General features: G+C 68.3%; 11 protein-coding genes. 4 read left to right on the top strand and 7 right to left on the bottom strand.

Annotated features, from left to right (window positions below):
- Nucleotides 1-43: 43 nt before the first annotated feature.
- The 4 genes from HW532_RS08350 to HW532_RS08335 all read right to left on the bottom strand — a co-directional run bounded on the left by HW532_RS08350 (nt 44) and on the right by HW532_RS08335 (nt 4,062).
- Nucleotides 44-1,327 (bottom strand): TRAP transporter large permease, encoded by a 1,284-nt coding sequence (locus HW532_RS08350; RefSeq protein WP_213163941.1) that lies wholly within the window; start codon nt 1,325-1,327, stop codon nt 44-46.
- Nucleotides 1,324-1,845 carry a TRAP transporter small permease gene (locus tag HW532_RS08345; protein ID WP_246479726.1) on the bottom strand — a complete coding sequence of 174 codons (522 nt, stop codon included), beginning with the start codon at nt 1,843-1,845 and terminating at the stop codon, nt 1,324-1,326. The genes HW532_RS08350 and HW532_RS08345 overlap by 4 nt, the downstream gene beginning before the upstream one ends.
- Before the next feature lie 89 nt (nt 1,846-1,934).
- Entirely contained in the window at nt 1,935-2,936 is a 1,002-nt protein-coding gene (locus HW532_RS08340; RefSeq protein ID WP_213163940.1) for a TRAP transporter substrate-binding protein, read from the bottom strand.
- 97 nt (nt 2,937-3,033) lie between these two features.
- A complete protein-coding gene (locus HW532_RS08335) occupies nt 3,034-4,062 on the bottom strand; it encodes a 4-hydroxythreonine-4-phosphate dehydrogenase PdxA (RefSeq protein ID WP_213163939.1) in 1,029 nt (342 codons plus the stop codon).
- 98 nt (nt 4,063-4,160) lie between these two features.
- Between HW532_RS08335 and HW532_RS08330 the strand changes: the two genes are divergently transcribed.
- Nucleotides 4,161-4,886 (top strand): GntR family transcriptional regulator, encoded by a 726-nt coding sequence (locus HW532_RS08330; RefSeq protein ID WP_213163938.1) that lies wholly within the window; start codon nt 4,161-4,163, stop codon nt 4,884-4,886.
- Between the two features lie 207 nt (nt 4,887-5,093).
- Here the strand turns inward: HW532_RS08330 and HW532_RS08325 are convergent, their stop codons facing one another.
- From HW532_RS08325 to HW532_RS08315, 3 genes are all read right to left on the bottom strand, one after another.
- A complete protein-coding gene (locus HW532_RS08325; protein ID WP_213163937.1) occupies nt 5,094-6,302 on the bottom strand; it encodes a CaiB/BaiF CoA transferase family protein in 1,209 nt (402 codons plus the stop codon).
- A 23-nt stretch (nt 6,303-6,325) separates the two neighbouring features.
- Nucleotides 6,326-7,108 carry an enoyl-CoA hydratase-related protein gene (locus tag HW532_RS08320; RefSeq protein WP_213163936.1) on the bottom strand — a complete coding sequence of 261 codons (783 nt, stop codon included), beginning with the start codon at nt 7,106-7,108 and terminating at the stop codon, nt 6,326-6,328.
- 255 nt (nt 7,109-7,363) lie between these two features.
- Nucleotides 7,364-8,272 carry a LysR family transcriptional regulator gene (locus HW532_RS08315; protein ID WP_213163935.1) on the bottom strand — a complete coding sequence of 303 codons (909 nt, stop codon included), beginning with the start codon at nt 8,270-8,272 and terminating at the stop codon, nt 7,364-7,366.
- Between the two features lie 397 nt (nt 8,273-8,669).
- On the opposite strand from HW532_RS08315, the gene HW532_RS08310 reads away from it, so the two are divergent.
- From HW532_RS08310 to HW532_RS08300, 3 genes are all read left to right on the top strand, one after another.
- Nucleotides 8,670-9,626, top strand: coding sequence for a DMT family transporter (locus tag HW532_RS08310; protein WP_246479711.1), 957 nt, complete (start codon nt 8,670-8,672; stop codon nt 9,624-9,626).
- Between the two features lie 59 nt (nt 9,627-9,685).
- A complete protein-coding gene (locus HW532_RS08305) occupies nt 9,686-10,324 on the top strand; it encodes an NAD(P)-dependent oxidoreductase (RefSeq protein WP_213163934.1) in 639 nt (212 codons plus the stop codon).
- Between the two features lie 103 nt (nt 10,325-10,427).
- Nucleotides 10,428-11,468: a GlxA family transcriptional regulator gene (locus HW532_RS08300; RefSeq protein WP_213163933.1), complete on the top strand. Its 1,041-nt coding sequence runs from the start codon at nt 10,428-10,430 to the stop codon at nt 11,466-11,468.
- The last annotated feature ends 94 nt before the right edge of the window (nt 11,469-11,562 follow it).

The following is an 11,562-nucleotide window of genomic DNA, read 5'->3' as shown; positions in this document are numbered from 1 at the left end:
GTCCGGTGCCCGGGCAGTCTGGAAATCTGGCAAGAAAGCGCCCTCACCGGTAGAAGATGTCCACCAGGGTCATCGGCACGGCCGGCACATAGGTGACGAGCATCAGGAGCGCGAACAGCGCGGCGATGAAGTAGACATTCACCTTGGTGACCTCCCAGACATCGGCCTTGGCGATGGAGCATGCGGTGATCAGCACGCTTGCAACCGGCGGGGTCTGCTGGCCGATGGCGAGGTTCAGCGTCACGATCAGGCCGAAATGCACGGGGTCGATGCCGACGGCGTGAACGATCGGCAGCACGATCGGAACCACCAGGATGATCGCCGCCGCGCCGTGCAGGAACATGCCGAGCACGAGGAACAGCACGTTCAGCATGGCGAGCACGGCATATTTGTCCTGGGTGATCGAGACGATGGTCTCGGTCAGCATCTGCGGCACGCGGGCCTGGGTGAGATACTGGCCGAGAAGGGCCGAGGTCGCGACCAGCAGCATGACGACGGCGGTCTGGATCGCGCCGTCCTTGAGGCTCGCCACGAGCTGGCGCCAGTCGAGCTCGCGATAGACCACGCCGCCGACGAAGAGCGCGGCGGCGACCGCGAGGCCCGCCCCTTCCGTGGCGGTGACGACGCCCCCGAAGATGCCGCCGAGAATGATGATCGGCAGGAGGAAGGCCCAGGCGGCCTCCTTGAAGGTGACCCAGAGCCGGCGGAGCTGGAAGACCTCCTCCACGGGAAAGGACTGGCGCACGGCGAACCAGTAGGACAGTCCCATCAGGAGCCCCGCGCCGATCACGCCGGGCACGATGCCGGCCACGAAGAGCTGCACCACCGAGCTGTCGGCCATGACCGCGTAGAGGATCATGGGGATCGAGGGCGGAATGATGATGGCGAGCGAGGCCGACGAGGAGGTCACCGCGGCAGTGAACGCCTTCGGGTAGCCGCGCCTCTTCATCGAGGGGATGAGGATGGAGCCGAGCGCGGCCACATCCGCCACGGCGGAGCCGGAAATCTCCGCGAAGAACAGCGAGGTCGCGATATTGACCATCGACAGCCCGCCCTTGATGAAGCCGACAATGGCGGAGGCGAAGGCGATCAGCCGGCGCGAGATGCCGGAGGTGTTCATGATCGCGCCGGCGAGCACGAAGAGCGGTATGGCAAGCAGCGGAAACTTGGTCGCGCCCTCGAACAGCACGACGCCCATATTGAGCAGCGACGCGAAGCCGTAGGAGTACCACAGCGCCGTCATGGCGGTGAGGCCGAGTGCCACCGCGATCGGCACGTTGATGAGGACGAGCGCGATCAGGCCGATCAGCATGGCGAGCGCGATCATTTCTCCACCCCTTCGAGGACCCGGTCGGGATCGGCGGCCGGCGCGCCGTGCCGGGCCTCAGACAGGCGCTCCGGAACGGTGAGGAGTTCCGCCACGATGAACAGGGCCCCGCCGATCGGGATGACCGACTGGGTGAACCGCACCGGCACCCAGGGCAGCGAGGTCAGGGTATCGCCGCGCAGGATTTCCACGACCTGATAGCCGGACCAGGTGACCATGACGAAGAAGAAGATCACCAGCCCCTCCGCCAGCAGGACGAGCGGCAGCCGCAGGCCCGGCGGCAGGGTCGCGACGAGGTTCGGAAAGCCCAGATGGGCGCGCTTCAGGGCCGCGAGCGCCGCGCCGTAATAGGTGATCCAGGCCAGCATCACCGAGGCGACCTCGTCGTACCAGGTGAAGGATGAGCCGAGCTTGCGGGAGATCACCGCGGCGACGACCAGGATGGCGAGGGCGGCCATCAGCCCGATGCTTACGATAGCAAGGACCCGTTCGAGCCCCGTGCGAAAACGGTCCAACATTGGCGGAAGCCCCGGGAATTGGCGGTTGCGGCGGCAGGCGGCGAGCAGGCGGAGCCCGCCGCGACATAAGCGCGGCGGGCCGGTTCTCGTCAGCAGCCGTCGGCGAGCGCCAGGGCCTTGTCGATCAGCTCGCGGCCGCCCTCGACCTCCTCTGCGAAGGTGTCGTAGACGGGCTTGCTGGCCTCCACGAAGGCGTCGCGGTCGGCCTCGTTGAACTCCATGCCCGCGTCGAGCAGCTTCTGCTTGGTCTCGTCGTCGAGCCGGGCGGCCTCCTCATAGGTCCAGTCCTGCACCTCCGCGGCCGTGTCCAGGATCGCCTTCTGGACCTCTTCGGGATAGGCGTTGAACTTCGACAGACTCGCCGTCGGGAAGCTCGGCGTGTAGACGTGGCGCGTCTCGGAGAGATATTTCTGCACCTCGTGGAACTTGCCGGCATAGATGTTGGCGTAAGGGTTCTCCTGGCCGTCGATGACGCCGGTCTGGAGCGCCACGAAGACCTCCGAGAAGGGCATGGGCGTCGGGTTGGCGCCATAGGTCTCGAACATCCTCACGCGCCAGACGCCGCGCGGCGTCCTGAGCTTCACGCCCTCAAGGTCGGACGGCGTGTCGATCGGGCGCACATTGTTGGAGATGTTGCGGAAGCCATTCTCCCACACCCCGATCAGCTTGTAGCCCTTCTCCTCGAGTTTGGGCGCCAGGATCGGCCAGATGATCTCCTGCGCGATGCACTTCATGTGCGCGCGGTCCTTGACCAGATAGGGCATGTCGAACAGCCCGAACTCCGGCACCACCGTCGACATGATGGTGGAGGGCTGCGACATGTCCTGGGTGCCGAGCCGCAGCTTCTGCAGCATCTCCTTGTCGTTGCCGAGCTGGCTGGAGGTGTAGACGTCGACCTTGCCGTAGTCTCCGATGCGCTCGTTCACCCGGCGCGCGAACTCCTCCGCCGAATTGGACTGCATGTTGCCGGGCGGGCTCGTCGTGCCGAACTGCAGCTCGGCATCCTGCGCTGAGGCGGAGCTCAAGCCGAGCCCCGTGGCGAGCAGGCCGGCGGCGAAGGCCGTTGTGAGGGGTTTCAACGCTCTGGTCATGGTTTCCTCCCGGGATTGTGCGGGGCGGTTCATCCACCCTCGCGGCGGTCGTGATTATTCTTGTTCTGATTTGTATACCATTTAACGGCGCGCAGTTCTAACCGTGCCGGTCAGGTTTTCCGTCCAATGCCGCGCGGCGGCTTTCCGCCATGCGGCAGGCGATGGCGAAGGCCCGCCGGGTCGGCTCCAGATTGGCCGTGCCCTTGCCGACGATGTCGTAGGCGGTGCCGTGGGCCGGCGTGGTGACCGGCACAGGCAGGCCGGCGAGCACGGTGACGCCGCGGTCGAAGCCGATGAGCTTGATCGCGATCTGGCCCTGGTCGTGGTACATGCTCAAGACGGCATCGGCCTCGCCGGCGCGGGCGCGCAGATAGACCGTGTCCGAGGGGAAGGGGCCCTCGACCGCCAGTCCCCTGGCGCGCGCCTTGGCCACCGCCGGCTCGACGATGTCGATGTCCTCCCGCCCGAAGGCGCCGCCGTCCCCGGCATGGGGGTTGAGGGCGGCGACGGCGATGCGTGGCTCTTCGATGCCCGCCTCGCGCAAGGCGCGGACGGTGAGGTCGAGGCGGTCGAGGATCCGCTCTTCGGTGATCAGGTCGGCGACGGCGCGCAGCGGCACATGGGACGTCACGCGCGCATTCCAGATGTCGTCGACCACATTGAACTCCGCGCAAGGGGCCTCGTGGCCGAGATAGTCGGTGATGAAGCCGAGCTCGTCCTCGAAGGTGTTGCCGGCCATCCGGAGAGCCTGCTTGTTGAACGGCACGAAGGTGATCGCCTCCACCACGCCGTCGCGCGCGAGATCGAGCGCCGTTGTCAGGTTCTCCAGCACCGAGCGCCCGCCCTCCGCGCAGGCGCGGCCGGGCGCGATGGCCTGCGGGTCGGCATTCGCCGTGTCGTAGAGCACCGGTCCGGCCTCGCCCGGCCTTGCCGCCTGGCGTTCGCGGACCGTCTGCAGGTCGAGGTCGACGTCATTGGCTTGCGCGGCCTGCCGGATGAGCCGCTCGTCGCCGATGACGAGGATGCGTGCCCGGCGCGTGAGGTCCTTCTCCGCCAGCAGGCGGACCGCCAGTTCCGGACCGATGCCGGCGGGGTCTCCCATGACGAGGGCCAGGCTTGTGGTCATGATCGTGTATCCTTCATCCTCGCCCCGCCCGATGGCGGACAGCCCGCAGGGTTCCGGGAGGCGGCGCGTTCGTGGTATGCAATAGGGGGAGATTGCAGATGACGAGCAAAGTAACGACCCTTCTCGGACGCACGTCGCATCCTTCGCCCGTCAAGGTCGGCGGCGCGAAGGGCGCCCAGGTGGCCGACCGCATTCGCGAGATGATCATTCAGGACGAGCTGCCGCCTGGCGCGCCGATCCGCGAGCGCACGCTGTCCGAACGCCTCGACGTGTCGCGGACGCCGCTGCGCGAGGCGATCAAGATCCTGTCGGCGGAAGGCCTTGTCGAGGTTCATCCCAATCGCGGCGCGGTGGTGGCGGCGCCGAGCAGCAAGGATATCCGGGAGCTGCTCCAGCTTCTCGGCGTTCTGGAGGCCTTTGCCGGCGAGCTTGCCTGCGCGCATGGCACCGACGCGGAGATGGCGGAGCTTCGCGCCCTGCATTTCGAGATGCTCGCCGCCTATACGCGCGGCGACAGGCTGGGCTATTTCCACCGTAACCAGGCGATCCATCTGGGGCTCGTCGCGATGTCGCGCAACAGCGCGCTGATCGCCCATCACAGGATGATCAACGCCCGCGTCTACCGGGCCCGCTATATCTGCAACCTGAAGACCGAGCGCTGGGAGAGCGCGATCAAGGAGCACGAGCAGATCCTGGAGGCGCTGGAGGGGCGCGACGCCGGGGCGCTGCAGGCGATCCTGCGCCGTCATGTCATCCAGGCCTGGGACAAGATGCAGGAGATCATGGCCAGGGAAGCGGAGGCCGGCGAGGCTGCGGCGTCCTGAGGTGCCGGCGTGTCGGGTTGGGGCTGTCGCCCAGGCCCCCTCACCCTCCCGGCGCGCGTGCGCCGGGCCCCTCCCTCTCCCGCGAGGGGAGAGGGGAAGCGAGGCGATGCGGTCACTCAATCCTCTCCCCTCGCGGGAGGGGGTGGCGCCGAAGGCGTCGGGTAAGGGGGATCCGGGCAGTCTTTCCGCGTAACCCATCGCTTGCCCTTACTCCTCAGTGACGGCCATGCCGATCGCGCCTTCGTCGGCCAGCGCCTCGATCTCGGCCTGCGAGAAGCCGTGTTCCATGAGGATCTCGCTCGTGTGCTGCCCGTAGACGGGGGCGGCGAAGCGCGGACCGCCGGGCGTGTCGGAGAACTTGATGGGCAGGCCGAGCGTCTTCACCGTGCCGAGCGTGGCGTGCTCGACATCCGTCACCATGTCGCGCTCGCGCACCTGCGGGTCCTCGTGCATCTGCGCGATGTCGTAGACGGGGCCGGCGGGAACGCCCGCGGCCTCCAGCCGCTCCAGCCAATCGGCCGTGGTCGCCTGGCGGAAATGGGCATTGAGTGCCGTCTCGAGCGCCTTCAGGTTCTGCATGCGGTCGGCATTGGTCCTGAAGCGGGGATCGTCTGCCAGTTCCGGCGCGCCGAGCAGGTCGACCAGCCGGCGCCAGTTGGTCTCGTTGGCGCCGCCGACCACGAGCCAGCCATCGGATGTCTCGAACGCCTGATAGGGGGCGTTCAGCGGATGGGCCGACCCCATGGGGCCGGGGGACGTGCCGGTCGCCAGCGTGATCGCGGACTGCCAGTAGGTGTGGATGATGCCGGCCTCCAGGAGCGAGGTCTCAACCATCTGCCCGCGCCCCGTCTGCTCGCGGGCGCGAAGCGCGGCGAGAATGCCGATGACGGCGAGCAGCCCCGCGGTGATGTCGGTCAGCGGCGCGCCGCATTTCACCGGCGGCTCGCCCTTCTTCGTGCCGGTGATCGACATGATGCCGCTCATGGCCTGGGCGACGAGGTCGAAGCCGCCGCGGTCCTTGTAGGGGCCCGTTCGGCCGAAGCCGGAAATGGCGCAATAGATGAGACCCGGATTGTCCTCGCGCAGGCTCTCATAGTCGAAACCGAGCTTGGGCAGGGTCTGGCGGCGGTAGTTCTCCACCACCACGTCGGCCTCCTTGAGGAGCCTGTGCAGCACGCGCTTGCCGCCCTCGCTGCGCAGGTCGAGCGCGATGCCGCGCTTGGAGCGGTTCATCATGAGGAAGGCGGCCGATTCCTCGCCGATTGCCGGCGGGATGCTGCGCCGCGTGTCGTCGCCGCCGGGCAGCTTCTCCACCTTGATGACGTCGGCGCCCATGTCGGCGAGCATCAGCGTGCAGGTCGGCCCCGCCATGATGTGCGTCAGGTCGACGACCTTGAGGCCTTCTAGAGCGGTCATGTCCTTGGCTGTCTCCGCTGTCGTCATGTGCCGGTGAAGTCCGGCTTGCGCTTCTCCAGAAAGGCTCGGTAGCCGATCCGGAAATCCTCCGTGTCGAAGCAGGCGTAGCTCTGCGCGCGCTCCTCGTCGGTGAGTGGCGCGCCGTCCATGAGGCGGTTGGCGAAGGTCTTGTGCCAGCGGGCGACGAGTGGCGCGCCCTCCGCGATCAGCCGGACCCGCTCCATCACGCTGTCCTCGAAGCCTTCCGCCGGGAGGAGGTGGTTGACGAGCCCCATGCGCAGCGCCTCCTCTGCGCCGAAGATGTCGCCCTCCAGCAGGATGCGCAGCGTGTTCGCCTTGCCGACGGTCTCGACCAGCCCCTGCATCTCCTCATAGGCCACGACGAGGCCCAGCCGCTTGACCGGGATGCCGAAGCGTGCGCCTTCCGCGGCGATGCGCAGGTCGGCGCACAGCGCCATCTCCAGGCCGCCGCCGACGCACAGGCCCCGGATGGATGCGACGATCGGGTGGCGGCAATCCTTGATCGCGCGGAGCGTGGCGTGGGTGCGCTCGGCAAAGCGCATCGCCTTCTGCGCGGTGGAGCGGTTCTCCTCGAATTCCGAGATATCGGCGCCGGCGCCGAACGCCTCCTCGCCGGCTCCGGTCACGACGATGCAGCGCAGGCTCTCGTCGGCGTCGAACTCGCGCATGAGGGCGCCCAGCGCGTCCCACATGGCGTTGTTCATCGCGTTTCGCCGCTGCGGGTTGTCGATGACGACACGGACGATGCCGCCGTCCAGTCGCTCATGCAGAATGCGGCCTGTCATCGCGATCCCTTCCGTCGTGTGCCGCAAGGCGGGCACGGGCGGCAACGGCTCCGACGCCGTCGAAGCGGTGGTGGTGGAACCCGGGATCCGGCGATGGCGGCTTGCGGGCAAGCGATCGATGGTCGCAGGCCCGCGCCCGGTCCCGTGGCGTTTCCCTGAAGCTCGTTCTTCGTTGGCCTGATTATTGTATACCATTTTGCGGCAAGTCAACCGGACCGTGACACCGCGCCGGCGCATCGCGCGCCGGATGGCGGTTCAGTCCCGGGGCGCGCTCGCGCCCGGGCCCAGCTCCTCGACCAGGAAGTCGAGGAAGGCGCGGACCTTGGCGACGACGTGGCGCCGCGAGGGGTAGACCGCATAGACGGAGAGATTCACCGCGGACCAGTCGTCGAGGACCGTCTGCAGGCGCCCCTGTTCGATGTCCTCGCGGACATAGGCCAGCGGCATGAGGCTCAGGCCGAAGCCGGCGCGCAGGGCGTCGCGCACGGCGAGGCTCGAGGTTACCCTGTAGCGTCCGTTGACGGGGATGCGCACCGAGCGCCCCGCCTTCTCGAATGTCCATTCGTCGACATGGCCGGACAGTGTGAACTGTATGCAGGTGTGATCCTCGAGGCTCTCCGGCGACGCGGGCGCCCCGGATCGCTCGAAATAGGACGGCGCGCCGCAGACAACGTGCGGCATGGTCATGAGCCTGCGTGCGATCAGGCTGGAATCCTCCAGCCGGTCGCTTGCGCGGATGGCGACATCGAAGCCTTCCTCGACGATATCGACCCGCCGGTCGTCCATCCGGAGATCGAGGCTGAGCTCGGGATGGCGGGCGAGGAATTTCGGCAGGGCGGGAGACAGGCAGACGAGCGTCAGCGTCATCGGCGCGCTGACCCGCAACAGGCCGGTCGGCCTGCGTTGCAGGGGCCCGAGCGAGCTGTCGGCCTCCTCCAGCTCGTCCAGGACGCGCACGATCTGGTCGTAATAGAGCGTGCCGGCCTCCGTCAGGCTCATGCGCCGGGTCGTGCGGTTGAGCAGCCGCACGCCCAGATGGGCCTCCAGCTCGCCGATATTCTTGCTGACGGCCGCCGGCGACAGGCGCATATGCCGCGCGGCGGCGGCGAAGCTCTTCAGCTCCACCACGTGGCGGAAGACGGTCAGCGCGGTCAGGCGATCCATTGCCGTTCACCCAAAGTGAATAGTCCTGCATCCGGTTCGCATATTACAGACCCATGGGCAAACGATCGCCTGTGGAGAATGGCCGCGCGACCTGCCGGTTGCGGCGGGCAGCGGCGGGCAGGTCCAGGGTGGCCGCGCCACTGGCGTTCAGCCCTCACGCTCCAGGCCGGTCTCGGCGACCACGTCCTGGCCGATATGGGCCTGACGCGTGAGGATGTGGACCGGGAGCTGGCCCAGCCGTTCTGGCGGCCGCTGTTTCCCGCCTTCACGCGGCGTTAGTTCACTGACAGTGAATAGTTTCGCCACTGAAAGGCGGATTATAACCTGAAGTGCCGCCAATTAGGTTCGAGGTCACGGTCGCGCCATTCGCGGCGCACGGGCCAGGAGGAGGCGCGGGATGACGATGTCGGAGGCGAGGCAGACTGTGGGAAGCGCCCACACCGGAATGCTGCTGTGGGCGTTGATCGTGGGGCTCTCCTTCCCGGCGGTGGGGCTCATGAGCGAGGGCCTGCCGCCGCTCTTGCTGACCGCGATGCGGTTCACCATCGCGTCGCTGGCGCTCTGGCCGCTGGTGCGCCGGGCGCCCGCCTTCCGGCCGAGCCGGCAGGGGCTGGTACTCTATGTGCTCATGGGGCTGTGCACGGCCGGTTTCTTCGGTGCCATGTTCTGGGCCGCCCACCGGGCCACGGCGCTGTCCATGTCGACGCTCTATGTCAGCGTGCCGCTGCTGGCCTACGGGCTCGGCCGGCTGTTCGGCGTGGAACGGCGTGCGGGCGGGCTGCTTGCCATTCTGGCGTTGGGCGCGGGCGGCGCGCTGGCGCTCGCCTGGGCGGGGAAAGCCGGCCAGGCCGGCGGCCTGCAGCTCGGTGCCGGGGAGACCGCGTTCTTCCTCGGCTGCCTCGGCTCCGCCCTCTACCCCGTACTGACCAAATGGGGGCTGGCGCGTGGCTGGCTGCCGGACGGGGCAGGCGTGCGCACCTTCTGGAGCCTGGTCGTCGGAGCCGTGCTGGTCGGCCTGATGGGGCTGGCCGCGGAGGCGCCGCGGGCGCTGGCCGCCATGACCGTCTCCGATATCCTGCTGGTGGCCTATCTCGGCGTATTTTCCAGCGGTGTCACCTATTGGCTCATGCAGCGGGGCACCGGGGCGCTGACGCCGGGCGCGGTCACGGCCTACACCTATCTGGTGCCCTTCGTCTCGGTGGTTCTGGTGGTCGTCGGCGAGCCTGAGCGCATGGGCTGGCAGTGGGTACCTGGCAGCCTGATGGTCGTGCTGGCGATCGCACTCCTGCTACGCCGGCCCGTGGATCCGCCTGCGACGCCGGCCGCGCCGCGCCGGTGTGCGGCCTCGTCGTGACACCATCCCCAATCCCTTTGCGACAACAGCCTCAAACGGACTCAAGAGGAGGACAAGCCATGCGTATCACTGTCTTCGGTGCAACCGGGAACGTTGGCCGCCGTGTGGTGGCGGAAGCGGTCGAGCGGGGCCACGAGGTGACCGCCGTGGGACGCGATCCCGCGCGGCTTGCCGATCTGCCGGCCGGCGTGGAGACCCGCTCCGGCGATGCGGCGCGCGCCGACGATGTCGCGGAGCTGAGCGCCGGCCGGGATCTGGCGATTGGGGCCACGCGTCCGCCGGCGGGCCAGGAGGGTACGCTCGTGACCATGGCCGAGGCGCTGCTGGCGGGTGCTGCCCGAACGGGTGTCCGCCTGCTTCTGGTTGGCGGTGCGGCCAGCCTGCGCGTGCCCGATACGGGTGGGCTGGCGGTGGACGATCCGCGCTATGTCGGCGCGGCCTGGCGGGATATCGCGCTTGCCTGTTGCGCGCAGTTCGAGGCGTGCCGGAAGGAGACCGGGGCGGATTGGACCTATCTGAGTCCGCCCGCGCTGCTGGAGCCGGGGGACCGCACGGGCCGCTACCGTCTCGGCGGCGACGAGATACTGCTCGATGGCGACGGCCGCTCGCGCATCTCGATGGAGGATTTCGCCGTCGCGCTGCTCGACGAGGCCGAACGGCCGCGCCATCGCGGAGCGCGCTTCACCGTCGCCTATTGACGACCGGCCCGCCGGGGCCGCCCTCCGCGTCCGGGGGGTTGCGCCGGCGGCGAAAATGTCGTGCCAATACCGGTCACGATCACTCGGCACCGGGTCGCTCGATATGGCGGACACATCTCCACATCCGGATCCGGACGCGGGCATCAGCTTCGCGATCCTCGTCTTTCCGGGCTTTCCGATGATGGCGTTCAGCTCCGTCGTCGAACCCCTCAGGGCCGCGAATGTGCTCGCCGGCAAGCCCTGCTATTCCTGGATCACGGTGGGAGTGGGCGATGGCAGGGTCGCCGCGTCGAACGGCGTCGACTTTGCGCCCGACCATTCCGCGCGCACCGCTCCCGCCGTCGACCGCATCGTGGTGTGTTCGGGCGGCGACGCCGACCACCTCGTCGCGGGCGACGCGCTGGTGTGGATCAGGAAGAGCCTCAGGGCCGGCGCCTCCATCGGCGCGGTCGCGGACGCGGCGTTCTTCCTCGCCCGGGCCGGGCTGCTCGACGGCCATGCCTGCACGCTGCACTGGTCGAGCCAGTCGGCCTTCGCGGAAGCCTTCCCCGAGCTCGACATGCGCCGCGACCTCTATGTCATCGACCGGAAGCGGTTCACCTCCGCCGGCGGGGTCGCGAGCCTCGACATGATGCTGGAGATGATTGCCGGCGACTACGGTGCCGCGCTCGCGGCGGGGGTGGCGGAGTGGTATGTGCACAGCCCGCTGAGGGCGAGCGTGGACAGGAAGATGATGCCCCTGCGCCTGCGGACGGGCATCCGCGACGAGCTGGTGCTGTCGGCGGTGGCCATCATGGAGGACGAGGTGGAGGACCGCGTGAGCATGTCCGCGCTCGCCAGGCGGCTCGGCGTGTCGGACGACAAGCTGGAGCGGGCCTTCCGGCAGGAGCTCAGGACCGTGCCCAGCGCCTATTACCGGGCCTTGCGGCTTCGTCGCGCGACCGATCTCCTGATGCATTCCACGCTCCGGATCGCCGAGATCGCCCTGTCCTGCGGCTTCGAGAGCGCATCGAGCTTCTCGCGCGCCTTCAAGGACCGGTTCGGCCACACGCCGAGCGAGGCCAGGAGATCCCGGACGGGGCACCGGCGCGCGGCCCGGGCGCCGGGCAGAATCGCCGGGAGCGAGGGCCCGGATGCGGCATGAGGCGAGCAGGACCATGGGGCCTGCCATGGGCCTGCCGCGCCGGCATGTTGCGTGTTGTGCGGTTTTGCGCATGAAATATGCGGAATCATGAACA

It is taken from the genome of Kaustia mangrovi, from assembly GCF_015482775.1.
Lineage (GTDB): Bacteria > Pseudomonadota > Alphaproteobacteria > Rhizobiales > Im1 > Kaustia > Kaustia mangrovi.
This window is presented reverse-complemented; position numbering and strand designations above follow the sequence as displayed.

Coding starts and splice junctions, on each gene's coding strand:
- HW532_RS08300 (WP_213163933.1), top strand. CDS start 10,428: ATGGCGGACACATCTCCACATCCGGATCCGGACGCGGGCATCAGCTTC.
- HW532_RS08325 (WP_213163937.1), bottom strand. CDS start 6,302: ATGACCGCTCTAGAAGGCCTCAAGGTCGTCGACCTGACGCACATCATG.
- HW532_RS08340 (WP_213163940.1), bottom strand. CDS start 2,936: ATGACCAGAGCGTTGAAACCCCTCACAACGGCCTTCGCCGCCGGCCTG.
- HW532_RS08345 (WP_246479726.1), bottom strand. CDS start 1,845: ATGTTGGACCGTTTTCGCACGGGGCTCGAACGGGTCCTTGCTATCGTA.
- HW532_RS08310 (WP_246479711.1), top strand. CDS start 8,670: ATGACGATGTCGGAGGCGAGGCAGACTGTGGGAAGCGCCCACACCGGA.
- HW532_RS08305 (WP_213163934.1), top strand. CDS start 9,686: ATGCGTATCACTGTCTTCGGTGCAACCGGGAACGTTGGCCGCCGTGTG.
- HW532_RS08315 (WP_213163935.1), bottom strand. CDS start 8,272: ATGGATCGCCTGACCGCGCTGACCGTCTTCCGCCACGTGGTGGAGCTG.
- HW532_RS08330 (WP_213163938.1), top strand. CDS start 4,161: ATGACGAGCAAAGTAACGACCCTTCTCGGACGCACGTCGCATCCTTCG.
- HW532_RS08335 (WP_213163939.1), bottom strand. CDS start 4,062: ATGACCACAAGCCTGGCCCTCGTCATGGGAGACCCCGCCGGCATCGGT.
- HW532_RS08350 (WP_213163941.1), bottom strand. CDS start 1,327: ATGATCGCGCTCGCCATGCTGATCGGCCTGATCGCGCTCGTCCTCATC.
- HW532_RS08320 (WP_213163936.1), bottom strand. CDS start 7,108: ATGACAGGCCGCATTCTGCATGAGCGACTGGACGGCGGCATCGTCCGT.